This window comes from Puribacter membranae (assembly GCF_055380425.1).
This window is the reverse complement of sequence record NZ_AP040167.1, coordinates 750,847-766,597: the sequence shown is the minus strand read 5'-3', so window position 1 is coordinate 766,597 and position 15,751 is coordinate 750,847. Positions and strand designations below refer to the sequence as shown.

The 15,751-nt window shown below is 47.5% G+C and carries 13 protein-coding genes and 2 pseudogenes; 11 read left to right on the top strand and 4 right to left on the bottom strand.

Annotation, left to right across the window (positions count from 1 at the left end; all coding sequences use genetic code 11):
- Positions 1–17 precede the first annotated feature (17 nt).
- The 7 genes from nrdB to ACZ41M_RS03715 all read left to right on the top strand — a co-directional run bounded on the left by nrdB (position 18) and on the right by ACZ41M_RS03715 (position 9,425).
- Entirely contained in the window at positions 18–1,172 is a 1,155-nt protein-coding gene (gene nrdB, locus ACZ41M_RS03745) for a class Ia ribonucleoside-diphosphate reductase subunit beta (RefSeq protein ID WP_464730252.1), read from the top strand.
- 93 nt (positions 1,173–1,265) lie between these two features.
- Positions 1,266–1,565: a class I ribonucleotide reductase maintenance protein YfaE gene (gene yfaE / locus ACZ41M_RS03740; protein WP_464730253.1), complete on the top strand. Its 300-nt coding sequence runs from the start codon at positions 1,266–1,268 to the stop codon at positions 1,563–1,565.
- 231 nt (positions 1,566–1,796) lie between these two features.
- Entirely contained in the window at positions 1,797–2,375 is a 579-nt protein-coding gene (locus ACZ41M_RS03735) for a restriction endonuclease subunit S (protein ID WP_464730254.1), read from the top strand.
- On the top strand, positions 2,368–5,565 hold the full coding sequence (locus ACZ41M_RS03730) for a type I restriction endonuclease subunit R (protein WP_464730255.1): 3,198 nt from the start codon (positions 2,368–2,370) through the stop codon (positions 5,563–5,565). Before ACZ41M_RS03735 ends, ACZ41M_RS03730 begins: the two co-directional genes overlap by 8 nt.
- A gap of 10 nt (positions 5,566–5,575) precedes the next feature.
- A complete protein-coding gene (locus ACZ41M_RS03725; RefSeq protein ID WP_464730256.1) occupies positions 5,576–6,577 on the top strand; it encodes a virulence RhuM family protein in 1,002 nt (333 codons plus the stop codon).
- Positions 6,564–7,799, top strand: a complete 1,236-nt coding sequence (locus ACZ41M_RS03720; RefSeq protein WP_464730257.1) for a restriction endonuclease subunit S — start codon at positions 6,564–6,566, stop codon at positions 7,797–7,799. Before ACZ41M_RS03725 ends, ACZ41M_RS03720 begins: the two co-directional genes overlap by 14 nt.
- A 27-nt stretch (positions 7,800–7,826) precedes the next feature.
- Complete coding sequence (locus ACZ41M_RS03715) at positions 7,827–9,425, top strand: type I restriction-modification system subunit M (protein WP_464730258.1); 1,599 nt, start codon at positions 7,827–7,829, stop codon at positions 9,423–9,425.
- A gap of 54 nt (positions 9,426–9,479) precedes the next feature.
- Here ACZ41M_RS03715 and ACZ41M_RS03710 read toward each other — a convergent pair whose 3' ends face one another.
- Positions 9,480–9,851 carry a restriction endonuclease subunit S domain-containing protein gene (locus ACZ41M_RS03710; protein WP_464730259.1) on the bottom strand — a complete coding sequence of 124 codons (372 nt, stop codon included), beginning with the start codon at positions 9,849–9,851 and terminating at the stop codon, positions 9,480–9,482.
- Positions 9,852–10,050: 199 nt separating this feature from the next.
- Here ACZ41M_RS03710 and ACZ41M_RS03705 point away from each other — a divergent pair.
- Positions 10,051–10,587 (top strand): annotated as a pseudogene (locus ACZ41M_RS03705) (restriction endonuclease subunit S); the annotation flags it as partial.
- A gap of 69 nt (positions 10,588–10,656) precedes the next feature.
- Here ACZ41M_RS03705 and ACZ41M_RS03700 read toward each other — a convergent pair.
- The gene (locus ACZ41M_RS03700; RefSeq protein ID WP_464730260.1) at positions 10,657–11,589 is read right to left on the bottom strand and encodes a site-specific integrase; all 933 of its coding nucleotides are present in this window, start codon (positions 11,587–11,589) and stop codon (positions 10,657–10,659) included.
- A gap of 290 nt (positions 11,590–11,879) precedes the next feature.
- On the opposite strand from ACZ41M_RS03700, the pseudogene ACZ41M_RS03695 reads away from it, so the two are divergent.
- Together ACZ41M_RS03695 and udk are read left to right on the top strand one after the other, a co-directional pair.
- Positions 11,880–12,166, top strand: a pseudogene (locus ACZ41M_RS03695) (cyclophilin-like fold protein).
- Between the two features lie 384 nt (positions 12,167–12,550).
- Positions 12,551–13,189 (top strand): uridine kinase, encoded by a 639-nt coding sequence (gene udk / locus ACZ41M_RS03690; RefSeq protein WP_464730261.1) that lies wholly within the window; start codon positions 12,551–12,553, stop codon positions 13,187–13,189.
- Positions 13,190–13,206: 17 nt separating this feature from the next.
- Here the strand turns inward: udk and moaA are convergent, their stop codons facing one another.
- Positions 13,207–14,181, bottom strand: a complete 975-nt coding sequence (gene moaA, locus ACZ41M_RS03685) for a GTP 3',8-cyclase MoaA (protein ID WP_464730262.1) — start codon at positions 14,179–14,181, stop codon at positions 13,207–13,209.
- Between the two features lie 145 nt (positions 14,182–14,326).
- On the opposite strand from moaA, the gene ACZ41M_RS03680 reads away from it, so the two are divergent.
- Positions 14,327–15,148: a HesA/MoeB/ThiF family protein gene (locus tag ACZ41M_RS03680; protein ID WP_464730263.1), complete on the top strand. Its 822-nt coding sequence runs from the start codon at positions 14,327–14,329 to the stop codon at positions 15,146–15,148.
- 5 nt (positions 15,149–15,153) lie between these two features.
- On the opposite strand, the gene mog is transcribed toward ACZ41M_RS03680, so the two are convergent.
- Positions 15,154–15,750: a molybdopterin adenylyltransferase gene (gene mog, locus ACZ41M_RS03675; protein WP_464730264.1), complete on the bottom strand. Its 597-nt coding sequence runs from the start codon at positions 15,748–15,750 to the stop codon at positions 15,154–15,156.
- Between the last annotated feature and the right edge of the window lies 1 nt (position 15,751).

The window sequence follows — 15,751 nt, the reverse complement described above, 5'->3', positions numbered from 1 at the left end:
TTATTGCGAAGTATAAAATGAGTAACGTTCACCTGAGTCACCCCTACAGTACGTTTTGTCAAACGCCGAATAACCAAATCGCAGAACCGATGTTTTTCGGGCAAAACGTTAATGTGGCGCGCTATGACCAGCAAAGGCACGTTGTTTTTGAGAAGTTGATCGAAAAACAATTGTCCTTTTTCTGGCGACCGGAGGAGGTGGATGTCTCGCGTGATCGCGCGGACTATCAAGCACTGCCGGAACATGAGAAACACATTTTCATCAGTAACTTGAAATACCAAACCTTGCTTGATTCGATTCAGGGGCGCAGTCCGAACGTCGCGCTGCTGCCTCTGGTGTCTTTGCCTGAGGTGGAAACTTGGATTGAAACTTGGTCGTTTTCAGAGACGGTGCATTCACGTTCGTACACCCACATCATTCGCAACATCGTGACCGATCCATCGGTGATTTTTGACGACATTGTGCGCAATGAGCATATCATCGAACGTGCGAAGGAAATTTCGCATTATTACGATGATCTGATTCATGCGACGCAGGTTTATCAAATGTTCGGTGAAGGCACGTATCACATGAATGGCCGTGATTACACCGTGTCGTTGCGCGATCTGAAAAAGAAACTGTACTTGTGCATGATGTGCGTGAATGCGCTTGAAGCGATTCGTTTCTACGTCAGCTTTGCCTGCTCATTTGCCTTTGCCGAGCGTGAATTGATGGAAGGCAATGCGAAAATCATCAAGCTGATTGCGCGTGACGAAGCCCTGCATTTGACCGGCACACAACATATTTTGAATCTGATGCGCAGCGGTCAGGATGACCCGGAGATGGTTGAAATCGCCCGTGAATGCGAGCAGGAGTGCTTTGATCTGTTCAAACGCGCTGCCGAGCAGGAGAAAAACTGGGCCGAATATTTATTCAAAGACGGCTCGATGATTGGCCTGAACAAAGATATTTTGGCGCAGTACGTCGAATACATCACCAATCTGCGCATGAGTGCGGTTGGCCTCACGCCTGCTTTTGTCCATGCGACGCAAAACCCGATTCCGTGGATCAACGCATGGCTGTCTTCGGATAACGTGCAAGTCGCCCCGCAAGAAGTCGAGGTCAGCTCCTATTTGGTGGGTCAAATCAACGCCGAAATCAATTCCAGCGATCTGAGCGACTTCGAGCTGTAATTCGCTTAAAATCACAGCAGGCGCATCGCTCGGGGTTTTTCCTTTGGGTTGTGCGCCTGAATTTTTTCTAAGCGTCCAATCCCAATATCTCCCATGCGTATCACCACCCACGACTACTCGTTTGAACTCAAAGAAGGCGAAAGCCTGCTGGATGCACTCGCGCGCACCGGCCATGAGGTCGAGTATCAATGCCGTGCGGGTTACTGCGGTAGTTGTCGGGTGAAACTGCTCTCCGGCTCGGTCGATTACGCCGACCTGCCGCTGGCCTTCATCGGCTATGATGAGGTATTACCGTGCTGTTGTACGGTGAAATCAGACCTCACGCTGGATGTGCGGCGTACCGTCACATTACAACATGAGCAGGGCGATTTGTTTGAGCCGGATTTGTTTTGATTAAGCGGTATTTCAGTCTTGGACAGAACGCATATGTAAAATAGACCTAATCCAATAAATCCATAGTGCAAATAAAGGCCGCCTAAAGATTTCAGACGGCCTTTATTTGCATTTTTAAAACAAAAAAATGTAATTTATAGAAATCACAAAATTATATTGCAAGAATAAGCATATCAGCTTATGATATGGGAAATTTTATGTGATTTAAAAAAATCACAAAAGGAATTATTTATGGAAAAGCTGGAAAAATTGGTTCGATTTGCCAGCGGCTCGCCTCAATTCCGAGTGGTAGAGTCGCCCGATCAGCAGGCGCCTCGTTATGTCTGGTATGCGCAGCATCATCTGAATGCCGATTTATCTGGCATCGAGCCTGTCTATACGGATATCAAAACCGTAGCCACTTGGAATAAGGTTTGTACGCTGGCGGCGGGGGATCTCGTGTTCAGCCTGATTTCCGGCACTGCGGCAATAGTGAGCCGCCATCATCAAGATTATATCCAAACGCAAAACTACATCAAGCTCACCCCCGGCAAGCAGCTGGATAAGCAATTTTTGCTGTATCTGCTCAATGAGGACCAGCACATTAAAAGGCAATGGGCGGCGGGCTTGCAAGGTTCCAGCGTGCTGAAATACACCTTGGCGCAACTGAAGAATCTGCAAATCAACGCCTTGCCGCCATTGGAAAAACAAAAAATCATCGGTCAGGTGTACATCATGCAGCTGCGGTTGCAGGCATTGAAAAACCGAGTGGCGACGCAAGAAACCAAAATCACATTAGGGCTAATTGAAAGGGTGGTGAATTATGAATGAACAGCAATTTGAATCCGAGCTGATCCAATATTTGAGCAGCGGGGTGATTAGCCATCGTAATCATCATGCAACAGGCGGCCACGCTGTAGCCGAACAGGCGGCGGATTATATCTATACCACCAAACGCTGGCGCCATCATCCCGAAATCAAAACCACCGATGATTTGTGGGCGAATTTCAAAGCCATTTTGGAACAACACAATCAAAATACGTTGGATTATCCTTTGAGCGTGGTGGAATTCAACCAAGTGAAAAAGATTATTTCCGAGCTGCACACGCCCTATCTGGCGGGGCAATTTCTCTACGGCTTAAACGGCGTGTCACAAATTGAAATCGATCTGGACGATGGCCGCCATGTGTTTCTTACCGTGTTCGACCAAAAGCAAGTCGGCGCGGGTGACACTGTTTATCAGGTGGTCAACCAAATCCGCCGCCCGGCCAAAATCATTGGTAAGCAAAACCGCATTTTCGACACCACCTTGCTGATTAACGGGCTGCCGGTGATTCAGATTGAAGAGAAGCGCGACACCCGCGATGTGAACGAGGCACTCAACCAGATGCACCAATACATCGATGAAAACCAGTATCGCGACATCTTTTCCACCTTGCAAATCCTGGTGGCCATCACGCCCAACAACGTCAAGTACATGGCTAACACCACTGCCGACAAATTCAACAAAGACTTCGCCTTCAATTGGCAAAACCGCGACAACGCCATTGTGCGCGACTGGAAAACCTTTGCCGATGCCATGTTGAGCATCCCGATGGCACACCAAATGGCCACTAATTACATGATTTTGGATGGCACCAAAAACAAGCAGGCGCTCAAAGTGATGCGTCCGTATCAAGTGTATGCCACCCAAAACATCATCAGCCGTCTGAAACAGGTTGACTTTGAATTCGGCAGCAACAAAGTGGGCTATATTTGGCACACCACCGGCTCGGGCAAAACCATCACCAGCTTCAAAACCGCTTGGCTCGCCAGCCGCATGCCACATGTCGACAAAGTGGTATTTGTGGTGGATCGGATCGCGCTCACCCGCCAAACCAGCGAAAACTACCAAGCCTACGATCCTGATGGCGATATTGCCGATGTCGCCCAAAGCGGCGTGGTGAAGAGCACGCACACCACCACCGATTTAAGCCGCAAACTGAAAAGCCGTGGCAACGACATTATCGTTACTTCGGTGCAAAAGCTGGACACTTTAATCAAGCGCAAGTATTTTCAGGCACCCGATAAAAACATCGTCTTTATTGTAGATGAAGCCCACCGCTCCACCGGCGGCGACAGTTTCAAGGCCATTCAGGCAGCCTTCAAACGCGCTGCCTGGATAGGCTACACCGGCACGCCTATGTTTGACGACACCACCACCGGCCTACGCACCGAAGATATTTTCGGCCCGCTGCTGCACGCCTACACCATCCGCGAAGCCATTGCCGACCGCAATGTGCTCGGTTTTAAGGTGGATTTTGAAACTACCATCGACGAAGAGCAGATGAAAACCCAATACCTGCCTGCTTTTTATCGTGAACGTTATCCGAATTGGACGGAAGAACAAATCCGCCAAAAAATCGACAACCTCACCCAAGAAGACATGGATGATGCCGTGGAACCGAGCTTCTACGATGAAAACATCGAGCATGTGCGCCTAGTGGTGGCCGATATTTTCAAAAACTGGCGCAACCGCTCCAATGACGGCAAATACAACGCCCTGTTCACCACCCATGTGGGCGGCGGCAAGGCCAGCACACCGATGGCGATGATGTATTTCCGCGAATTCCAGCGCGTCAATCAAGAGCGCAAAGCCGCAGGTTTGCCCACCCTCAAAGTTGCCGTTACTTTCAGCGACAACGGCAGCAATAACGACGGCATGTTGGCGAATAATCAAGGGTTGCACTACGCCATGCAAGAATATAATCACGCATTTGGCACCCAATTCGGCATGGATGATGTAATAGGCTACACCCAAGATGTCACCAGCCGTCTGAACAAATCCGCCGCTGATAAAAACTTTCTTGACTTGGTGATTGTGGTCGACCAGTTGCTCACCGGTTTCGATGCGCCCGAGTTAAATACGCTTTATGTGGACCGCACCTTGAAAGGTGCCGGGCTGATACAGGCTTATTCGCGCACCAACCGTATTGCCGACATGAAAGAAAAGCCGTGGGGACGCATCGTCAATTACCGCTGGCCGGCGCAAAACGAAAAGCTGATGAATAATGCCCTTGCCATCTATGCCAACATAAAGTCAGCGGATTTAAGAGATAAACCGATTGAGGATGGTGGCGAAAACGTATTAGCCAAACCATTTAAAGATATGCTTGCCGAAGTCAAGGCGGTTGTCGCAAAATTGGACGTATTGACCAAAGGCTTTCAAGAATTACCTCCTTCTGAAAAAGATAAAGATCATATGGTGGATTTACTACGCGCCTATAACAATGGTATGTCTAAACTTAAACAATATAATCCAGAGGAGAATGAGGATGAATCAGGCTTTGATTATGATAAGCCTGAGGTATTATTAGCACAATTAGGCATGAGTACCGAGCAGGAAACCATGCTCACCACCGTGCTGGCGAACGAGCTAAAAGCACACCTGGCCGCCACCCAAAAAATCCCGCTGCGCCAAATCGAATTGCGCATGACCCATGTCAAAGACGTGAAAATCGACTACGACTACCTCACCGAACTGGTAACGCGCCTGCTGAACGAAGTACACGAGCAAAAAATGGAAGCCGCCGCCCAAACCCGTGAAGACATCAACCGCTTTGCCAGCGGGCTGGAAGACCGCAGCTATGCCAAAGAAATCACCAATGCCGCCACCGCCATCTATAACGGCAGCTATCAGGCAGAGCACTACCCGGTTGAAAACTTGACCGAAAGCAACAGCATTATTCAGGCAGCCAATAATGTCATACTCGACCATATCCTGATTGATTTTAGGGTGAAATGGGGTATTACCGACATCATCAACAGCACCCAAATGCGCGAAATGTTTTCCCGCCACCAATACGGCATGCAAGATTTGGACAACACCGGTCAACTGCGCGACCTGATCACCGAAGCCGGCAAAAACTACCGCATACTGGCGCGCGAGCCGGAAATCCGCGATTTAAACAAAATCCGCTACCGCAACGACTTGCGTCAGGCTATCTACCGACTGGCTGACCAAATGGCAGAAAACCAATGAGGAGCAAGCCATGAATGAAATACAGTTTCTGATTTATGATGAGGGCGGGCAGACGGAGGTATTGGTTCAAGATGAAACCCTTTGGGCGACCCAAAAAAGTATTGCCGAATTGTTTTCTGTCAGCGTGCCGACCATTAACGAACACTTGAAAAATATCTTTGAAAGTGGCGAGTTAGAACAAAATCCAACTATTCGGAAATTCCGAATAGTTCGTCAAGAAGGCAGCAGACAGGTTACGCGGGAAATTGAACACTACAACCTTGATGCCATTATTTCCGTCGGCTACCGCGTTAATTCCCAAAAAGCCACCAAATTTCGCATTTGGGCAACCAGCATTTTAAAAGACTATATCCAAAAAGGCTTTGTAATTGATGCCGAAAGGATGAAGCGGGGAGAAAATGCTTTTGGCAAAGACTATTTCCGCGACTTGCTGGAAACCGTCCGCTCCATTCGAGCCAGCGAACGCCGTATTTGGCAGCAGATCACCGATGTTTTTGCCGAAATTTCTTATGATTACGACAAAAACGCAAGCATTACCCAAGAATTTTACGCAACCGTGCAAAATAAATTCCATTACGCTATTACGGGGCAAACCGCAGCAGAGATTGTTTACACCCACGCCGATCAGTCAAAAAACCACATGGGGCTGACCACATGGAAAAATGCCCCCGACGGGCGGATTCTGCAATCGGATGTGGTCGTAGCCAAAAACTACCTTTCAGAGCTAGAAATTAAAAAACTGGAACGCAGCGTATCCGCCTATTTCGATTACGTAGAGCGCCTGCTGGAAGACGAACATCTATTGGGGATGCAGGATTTTGCCAAAAGCATTGATGATTTCTTAGCCTTTAACCGCTACGACATCCTGCCGCACAAAGGCAAAATCAGCCAAAAGCAAGCAGCACAAAGAGCGGTGGGAGAATATCAGGCATTCAATAAACAGCAAAAAATCACCTCAGATTTTGATAAAGCGGTGAAACGCATTCAAGGAGAAAAAAGTGGAAAAAAATAAGCGGCAAGTGCCGAGATTACGCTTCCCCGGCTTCAATGACGCTTGGGAACAGCGAAAGCTGGGGGAGCTAGCTGATATTGTTCGTGGCGCAAGCCCTCGTCCTATTCAAGATGTAAAATGGTTTGATAATGATTCAGATGTTGGCTGGTTACGAATTTCAGATGTCACTGAGCAAGATGGACGAATAAAATATTTAGCACAGCGTATTTCAAAATTAGGGCAAGAGAAAACCAGAGTTCTGGTTGAACCACATTTGCTTTTAAGTATTGCTGCTACTGTCGGCAAGCCAGTAGTGAATTACGTCAAGACAGGCGTGCATGACGGCTTTTTGATATTTCTAAATCCTAAGTTTGAACAAGAATTCATGTTTCAATGGTTAGATGCGTTTAGAGAAAATTGGAAAAAATATGGGCAGCCAGGAAGCCAAGTCAATTTGAATTCTGATTTGGTGAGAAATCAAGATATTTATATTCCAAGTCCACAAGAACAAACCGCCATCGGCAACTTCTTCAGGCAGCTGGATGCGGCTATCGCTTCTCATCAGCGTAAGTTGGAGAGGGTAAAGGAATTAAAGAAAAGTTTACTGCAAAAAATGTTTCCCAAGGATGGAGAGGCATTTCCGGAGCTTAGATTCCCGAATTTTACTGATGCTTGGGAACAGCGAAAGCTGGGGGAAGTGGCAGAAAGAGTTACTAGAAAAAATACTGAAATGATAAGTAAATTGCCATTAACAATTTCTGCACAGTATGGACTTATTGCACAAACAGAATTTTTTGATAAGCAAATTGCAAGTAAAAATATTAGTGGATATTACTTAATTAAAAATGGCGAGTTTGCTTATAACAAAAGTTATTCTAATGGCTATCCTTGGGGAGCTGTTAAGCGATTGAATAATTATGATTATGGTGTTTTATCAACACTTTATATTGTTTTTAAACCAACTAACATTAATTCTCAATTTTTAGTTTCTTATTACGACACAAACTACTGGCATAACCAAGTGGCAAGCATTGCGGTTGAGGGTGCAAGAAATCATGGACTTTTAAATATTTCAGCTTCAGAGTTTTTTACAACAACGCTAGCAATACCAAAATCAATCCAAGAACAAACCGCCATCGGCGACTTCTTCCGCCAGCTGGACGCGGCTATCGCTTCTCATCAACGTAAACTCGAACATATGCAAGCCCTAAAAAAGGGTTTATTGCAACAAATGTTTGTATAAACAACCAATTACACAAGAGAATTCACCATGAACAATAATTTACAAACTATTACCGCCAAGCTATGGGCCATGGCCAATGAATTGCGCGGCAATATGGACGCCTCGGAATACAAAAACTATATTTTGGCCTTTATGTTTTACCGCTATTTATCCGAACGGCAAGAAGCCTACCTGCTGGGTGGCGATGTGCTGGATTTGATGGAGGGACAATCGCTGAATGAAGCCTATAAAGCACAGGCATCAGGCGATGATCTGGACGATTACTTGCAGGATATTTCCGCCACTTTGGGCTATGCCATCAATCCGGAAAACACCTGGGCATCGTTGATTGAGAAAATCGATAACAATCAGGTAGTTCCAAGCGATTACCAAACCCTATTCGACAGCTTCAATAAAAACGCCGAGCTAAATAAAGAAGCCTATCAGGATTTCAGCGGCCTGTTTAACGACATCAATTTGGGCGATTCCCGCTTAGGCAATTCCACCATCGCCCGCGCCAAAGCATTGAATGGTATTGCAAAATTGGTGGATAGCGTGCAATACAAGGGAGATGACGGCAAAGATATTCTCGGTGAAATTTATGAATACCTCATCGGCCAGTTTGCCGCATCAGCGGGTAAAAAAGGGGGGGAATTCTATACCCCACACCAAGTGAGCAAAATTTTGGCGAAGCTGGTTACCCACAATGTAGCCCCATCCAAACAGGCTTTTGCGGTATACGATCCGGCCATGGGCTCAGGCTCGCTGCTGCTGACTGTGCGCGGTGAGTTGCCCGGTGGCGAAAAAGAAGGCGCTATCAAGTTTTACGGGCAGGAGTTGAATACCACCACTTACAACCTAGCACGGATGAATTTGATGATGCACGGGGTGAATTATCACAATATGACCCTGCACAATGCCGATACCCTGGAGAGCGATTGGCCGGACGGGCCGGACGATAAAGGTGTGGATCAGCCGCGCGCTTTCGATGCCGTGGTGGCCAATCCGCCCTATTCGGCCAAATGGGATAATGCCGACACCAAATTAAAAGATCCCCGTTTTAGCCCCTACGGCAAGCTGGCACCTTCATCCAAGGCCGATTATGCCTTCATTCTACACAGCATCTACCATCTGAACGACAACGGCACCATGGCCATTGTGCTGCCGCACGGCGTATTGTTCCGTGGCGCAGCGGAGGGACATATCCGCCAAACCGTGATTGAAAAAAATTACCTTGATACGGTGATTGGCTTGCCTGCCAATCTGTTTTACGGCACGGGCATTCCCACCACCATCTTAGTGTTCAAGAAAAACCGTCAAAACAAGGATATTTTATTTATCGACGCCAGCCATGATTTTGAAAAAGACAAAAATCAAAATAAGTTAAACGATGCGCATATCGAAAAAATTATTTCCGCCTATAAGGCACGGCAAGATATTGAAAAATATGCTCATGTTGCCTCGATTGAAGAAATCAGGGAAAACGACTTCAACTTGAATATCCCTCGCTATGTGGATACCTTTGAAGAAGAAGAGCAAATTGATCTGAATCTGGTTTTGCAGCAGCTGGCCGAAGACAACCGCGAAATTGCCAAGCTGGAGCAAGAAATTCACGAACAATTGAGATTATTAGGTGTGAAAATTTAAAATTTAGTGGTCAAACAGCCATTGCGGGACGCAGTCGCAATGGCTGTTTGATTTTTAAGCCTTACGTTGATGAGAAGCGATAGCCGCGTCCAACTGCTTGAAGAAGTTGCCGATGGCGGTTTGTTCCTCAATTTGTTTGGGTACAGTTCTTTCAATATCTAAAAATTCAGACTTTTTCAAAACCCGATTTCTCCCTGCGCCACCTGGTGAAGCAAGCATCAAATCACTTTTAAATTTTTTGTCATATATTAAATTCTTAAAGAAAGTAGGCGAGTATTGGCTTTTGAATTTATATTGAGGAAATCTGTGTGAAACCAGCTTTCCATCATCTTCGGCATCGGTTACTGCCAATGCCAATTCCCAAGCAAATGTTATGTTAATAATTAAATTATCCGTTTCTACCTTGAACATAGTATCAACTGCCAACCCTGAGCCTGCCTCTACCTGCTCATGAAATGTGCCTTTGCCGTGACTTCTTATACCTAAACGAATATATGAGCTTGAGGGCTTCGGAACTGGAATTTGATTTATTTCTAGAATTTCTCCCAGCTTTCGCTGTTCCCAAGCGTGTGTGAAATAGCTTCCTAAATTTGAACGATAAAAGACACACGCTTGGGAACAGCGAAAGCTGGGGGAATGCGTAAAATTTAAGATAACTAATTCATTTTCTAGAGAGAATTTAAACTATGAAAATGGCAAAGTTAGAAATATTCATTACGGTGATATTCATACAAAATTTCAAGCATTATTTGATATAGCTAAGGAGAAAGTTCCGTTTATAAATAGTGCAATGAATATAGATAAAATTTCAGAAGATTTTTATTGCAAAGAGGGAGATTTAGTTTTTGCAGATGCTTCAGAAGATTTGAAAGATGTTGGGAAAAGTATTGAAATTATTAACTTAAATAATGAAAAAGTGCTTTCGGGATTACACACTTTGCTGGCAAGACCCAGCGAAAAAAAATTTTCAAAAGGGTTTAACGGTTATTTATTTCAGTCTAGTAATGTTCGCCTGCAAATCCAAAAACAAGCACAAGGCTCAAAAGTGCTGAGTATAAATACTGGGCGACTATCCTCTGTTGTTTTGTCATTTCCAGCATTAGAAGAACAAACCGCCATCGGCGACTTTTTCAGACAGCTGGACGCGGCTATCGCTTCTCATCAACGTAAGCCGGTGCTTCAAAAAGCGTCAAAAATAAAACAAGCGGACACGATATCCGCCTGTTTTTGGTTAGCAAAGTCCAGCCAAATGCCGCATCACAATATCGGTATCTTGATTTTCAAGTTCTTGAATAATATGAATATAAGTGTGCTGCGTGGTGGTCATGCTCGAATGCCCGAGCCTTCTCGCCACGCTGGCAATCGATACCCCGGCAAAAAGCAATAAAGAGGCATGGGTGTGGCGCAAGCCGTGGATGGTGATGGCGGAAACATTGGCTTTGTGGCACAAGCGCGCCAAGATGCCGTTGATGGTGGAGTTGTAAATTGGGTTTGGATGATGGAATACCGGCTGCTCCGGCGGCAGGTTTTTCACCAGTTGCGAAAACTGAATCACGGTTTGCCAATCAATCTGGATTTTGCGCACCGAAGAGCGATTTTTGGTGGGGGAAAAGCCACCTTTTTCCTTGTAATTCCATGTTTTGTTGACTTGCAGGGTTTGGTGGGCAAAATCAAAATCGGCCGGTGTCACCGCCAAGGCTTCGGAAAAGCGCATGCCGGTTTTGGCCACCAGTAGGATAAACCAGTCCCAATTCAGGGTTGGCGATAAATTCAGGCTATTCAGCAAAGCCTGCAATTCAAACTGATTGAGGTATTTGATTTTTTTGCCTCTCGGCGTTTTACCTTTGATAATGGCTTTGCGACTCGGATCACTATCAAGCAAGCCGTCATCCACCGCATCTAGAATGGCGCCTTTGAGCTGATGATGAAAATCCAGCGTGGTTTGTCGTTCATGCGTTTGCGCATAATCATTGAGCAATTTCTGATAGGCAATCCGGGTAATTTCACCAATGTGTAAGCTGGGCGCAAGGGTTTTAATCCAGTGCTGTGTGGAGCGGTATTTTTTCATCGTAACCAGACGGATTGCACCTTCTTTATAGGTGGCGACCCAGTCGTTGAAATAATCGGAAAAAAGAGGAGAAGCAGATGTTGATGGTTTCATCATAAAGTCCTTTTGGGTTTACGCCTCTTATTAAGGCAATAAATTATAAAAAGATTTTTCTGCTTTTCTGTAAATATGTTAAAAAATCAGTGGTGTTTTTTGAAATAAAGTGTCTGCTTTGTCAATGCTTGATGAAGACGTTTATCCGTATTCAGAAGGTTCGCATCCATAAATCAGAGAAACAACAAGACCTTATCGTTCCTCGAAAACCAAACCATTGCCGCCGATAGCGTGGTGTATAACGAAATCCAAAATATCGTTGAAAAAACACGCTGTTGATTGGAGCCAAAGAGATGAAAATTAAAATCACCTTGGATCACACAACCCGCACTGCCACGCTGGCCGACAATCCCGCCCACTGCAGCCTAATGGCGCAACTGCCGCTCACTCTGCCGTTGGAAGACTACGCCGTCTGCGAAAAATCGCGTATCCAGCATTCAAACTCGACACCACTAGCGCCCCCGAGCGTTATCAAGGCAAGGAGGGCGATATCACCTATTACGCGCAGTGGGATAATCTGGCGCTGTTTTATCGGGATGACTTGAACGACGCGGCCGATCTACTGTATCTGGCGGTTTGACGGTGATTGCAGCACACTGGCGGCCGCTCGGAATATCACCATAGAAAAATTTGTCCGATAAGCTCGAAGCGCTTTTCACAGTCCGTTTGAAATAGGTGCTGAAGATAAAGTTGCAATAAAGTTGATTGGATGAAGGCTAGCCTTTGCAAGTCACCGCGCACTGGATAGGGCAGCGATTGAAGCGGGCGTATTTGTCCTAAACGCCGTGGCGGATATCTGTGAAATGAGTGGTTTTATCCGCCGGATAGGTGGGTTTTTAAACCTGATTCTTATATAATTATGGCTTTCAATCCGTCTCAATTATCGTATGCCACGAATCTTGGCGCGTAATATCCAATGACATATTGGGTTGGGCACGACTGACCGACATTCAGACAGTTTTTTATGAATACAAAACCCATCATCATAGGCGTCGCCGGCGGCTCCGGCTCCGGTAAAACCACGGTTTCGCGTGCTCTGTACGAGCATTTCAGTGGTTACCCCATCACCATTATTGAGCAGGATTATTATTACAAAGACCAGTCGGATTTATCTCCGGCGGAACGTCGTTTGCAAAACTACGATCATCCGTTTTCGTTTGATAATGAATTGATGTATGCGCAATTGAGTGCCTTGCTCCGACGCGAAGCGGTGGAGCTGCCGCAATACGACTATGCTGCCGATAACCGCGCGACACATACCAAGCACCAAGCGCCAGTGGATGTGATTATCCTCGAAGGCATTTTGGCGCTGTATGATGAAAAAATCCGTAATCTGATGGACATCAAATTATTCGTCGATACCGATTCGGATTTGCGCTTTATTCGGCGGATGCAGCGCGATTGTCTGGAGCGTGGGCGCTCGATGGAGTCGGTGGTGGAGCAGTACACGGGGCAGGTTCGACCGATGCACAATCAGTTTGTTGAGCCGACCAAACGCTATGCCAACATCATCATTCCGAGTGATGAGCGCAACAATGTGGCGGTGGATGTGTTGATCGCTAAAATCAGTCTGATTTTGCAACAGCGCATTGCGCAAAAGTGATTGCAACTGTGTAGGTTTTAACCGCCCGTCATAGACATAAAACGCACGATTTTTTCAGGTTTTTCTTTGAATTCGTGCTTTTCCGGTTTGAGTTCAATCGCTTGGCGAATGGCGTTTTGGAGTTCTTCGTCCGAGCAGCCGGCGCGAAGCAGCGGACGCAGTTCAAATTTTTCTTCCTGCCCCAAACACATATACAAAGTACCATCAACCGCCATGCGAATGCGGTTGCAGGTGTCACAAAAGTGTTGGGAAATCGGCGTGATCAGGCCGATGGTGCAGCGTCCGTCGGCAGTCTGCCAATAACGCGCCGGGCCGCCGCCCAAAGTTTTATCCAGCGGTATGAGCTGATGTTTGTGTTTGAGTGTGTTGAGTATCGGCTGCGCGCTGGCGTAGCCCATGCTGCGAGCGGACGAACCCATCGGCATGTTTTCGATGAGCCGCAGGGTAAAGCCGTTTTCGATGCAGTATTCAAGCATTTCACCGACATCTTGCTCATTCACGCCTTGCAGCAGCACCATATTCAGCTTGATTTGCTCGAATCCCGCACCTTTGGCCATGCGCAGGCCGTGGAGTACTTTGGGCAGGCTGTCGTTGCCGGTGATTTCACGCACACATTCGCCGCGCAGTGAATCGAGGCTGACATTGATGCGGTTCAAGCCCGCGCGCCGCAGTTCATAGGCATGAATCGCCAGTCGCGTGGCGTTGGTCGAGAGCGATAGATCGTCAATGCCGTCAATCGCGCTGATCTGACGCACCAGTGGTACGAGGTCCTTGCGCAGCAGCGGCTCGCCGCCGGTCAGACGAATGCGGCGTGTGCCCAGTTGCGCAAACGCATGGACCACGCGGGTGATTTCCTCGATACTGAGCCATGACTCGGGAATCTCGAAGCCACGAAAACCTTTCGGGATGCAATAGGCGCAACGCAAATCGCAGCGATCTGTCACGGAGATGCGCAGATAGTCGATGGTGCGGCCGAAGCGGTCTTGTAGCATGACGATAGTCCTATGGTGTCTCGTTATGTCCTGTATTGTATGATTGACGCGCTGCGATGACACTACGTCCAATGGTGGATGCCCGATGCGCATTGGTTGAGGGTATACTGCGGTGCATTATAAAAGAGTTTTTTAAAGTTGACCGATGAATGCTGCTGAACACGAGCGAAAACCGCTCACAATGGATTTAAATGACTTGGATGATGCGCAACTGGCGCGCTATTCGCGTCATATTTTGCTTGATGCAATTGACCTTGAAGGGCAGGCGCGTTTGCTCGCCAGTCATATATTGGTTGTCGGCTGCGGTGGGCTTGGCTCCGCGGCGATTCCGTATTTGGCCGCCAGTGGCGTGGGGCGATTGACTCTGATTGATGCGGACGTGATTGAACTGTCGAATTTGCAACGGCAAGTGAGCTACCAAATGGCGGATTTGGGCGAGCCGAAAAGCATGGTCATGGCGACGCGGATTGCGCAGCTTAATCCCGACATTCAGGTGCGGGTGGTGAATGAGCGCGTGGCTCTGGCGGATTTGATAACGCTGTGTGCGGACCATTCGGTAAATGTGATTTTGGACTGCACGGATAATTTTGCTACGCGTCATGCGATCAACCGAGCGGCGGTTCAGTCGCGCATTCCGCTGGTGTCCGGCGCGGCGGTGCGCTTTGAGGGGCAAATCGCACTGTATGATCCGTGCAGGGTGGATGCTCCGTGCTACGCCTGTGTATTTCCTGAAACCACCGAGCAGGTCAATGACGGTGCATGCGCGACGCTCGGGGTATTTTCACCGCTGGTGGGCGTCATTGGCGCGATGCAGGCGAGTTTGGCGCTGCGCGTGCTTTTGGGCTTGGCCGATGCCGCCATCGGGCAATTGCAGACTTTTGATGCGCTCAATGGCGAATGGCTCAATTTTGGCTTGAGCAAAAATTCCGATTGTCCGGTATGCGCCGCACACACCCAGCAGGATTAGGAAAGTTAGGCCTTTTTCGGTCGAAAGGCTTTCGATACCGCTTCGTGCGTGTCGATGTAGCTTCCACCCATCAGTTCGATGCAGTAGGGAATAGCGGAAAAAATGCCATGCACGATGACAGTGCCGTTGGCATCGCGCACGCCTTCTAACGTCTCGGCGATGGATTTCGGGCGGCCGGGTAAATTGACAATCAGTGATTGGCCACGAATGACAGCAGTTTGCCGTGACAAAATGGCGGTCGGCACATAATGCAGACTGATTTGCCGCATTTGTTCGCCAAAGCCCGGCATCTCGCGCTCGGCAACTGCCAAGGTTGCTTGCGGCGTGACATCACGCGGCGCAGGGCCGGTGCCGCCGGTGGTGAACACCAGCTCGCAGCCGTACACATCGCACAGCTCGACCAAATTCGCTTCGATCAGCGCTTGCTCATCGGGAATCAGACGTAATTCAAATATCAATGGATTTTGCACCGCACGCGTGAGCCAGTCTTGCAACGCGGGTAAACCCTCGTCCGCATACACGCCGCTGCTGGCGCGGTCGGAAATGGAGACAAGGCCGATTTTCAAGGGCCTTAAACCATTCAAATCATTCAAATTATTCATG

Excerpts from the sequence above, each read along its gene's own strand:
- nrdB (WP_464730252.1), top strand. The coding sequence starts at position 18 with ATGAGTAACGTTCACCTGAGTCACCCCTACAGTACGTTTTGTCAAACG.
- ACZ41M_RS03715 (WP_464730258.1), top strand. The coding sequence starts at position 7,827 with ATGAACAATAATTTACAAACTATTACCGCCAAGCTATGGGCCATGGCC.
- ACZ41M_RS03680 (WP_464730263.1), top strand. The coding sequence starts at position 14,327 with ATGAATGCTGCTGAACACGAGCGAAAACCGCTCACAATGGATTTAAAT.
- yfaE (WP_464730253.1), top strand. The coding sequence starts at position 1,266 with ATGCGTATCACCACCCACGACTACTCGTTTGAACTCAAAGAAGGCGAA.
- moaA (WP_464730262.1), bottom strand. The coding sequence starts at position 14,181 with ATGCTACAAGACCGCTTCGGCCGCACCATCGACTATCTGCGCATCTCC.
- mog (WP_464730264.1), bottom strand. The coding sequence starts at position 15,750 with ATGAATAATTTGAATGATTTGAATGGTTTAAGGCCCTTGAAAATCGGC.
- ACZ41M_RS03735 (WP_464730254.1), top strand. The coding sequence starts at position 1,797 with ATGGAAAAGCTGGAAAAATTGGTTCGATTTGCCAGCGGCTCGCCTCAA.
- udk (WP_464730261.1), top strand. The coding sequence starts at position 12,551 with ATGAATACAAAACCCATCATCATAGGCGTCGCCGGCGGCTCCGGCTCC.
- ACZ41M_RS03700 (WP_464730260.1), bottom strand. The coding sequence starts at position 11,589 with ATGATGAAACCATCAACATCTGCTTCTCCTCTTTTTTCCGATTATTTC.
- ACZ41M_RS03730 (WP_464730255.1), top strand. The coding sequence starts at position 2,368 with ATGAATGAACAGCAATTTGAATCCGAGCTGATCCAATATTTGAGCAGC.
- ACZ41M_RS03725 (WP_464730256.1), top strand. The coding sequence starts at position 5,576 with ATGAATGAAATACAGTTTCTGATTTATGATGAGGGCGGGCAGACGGAG.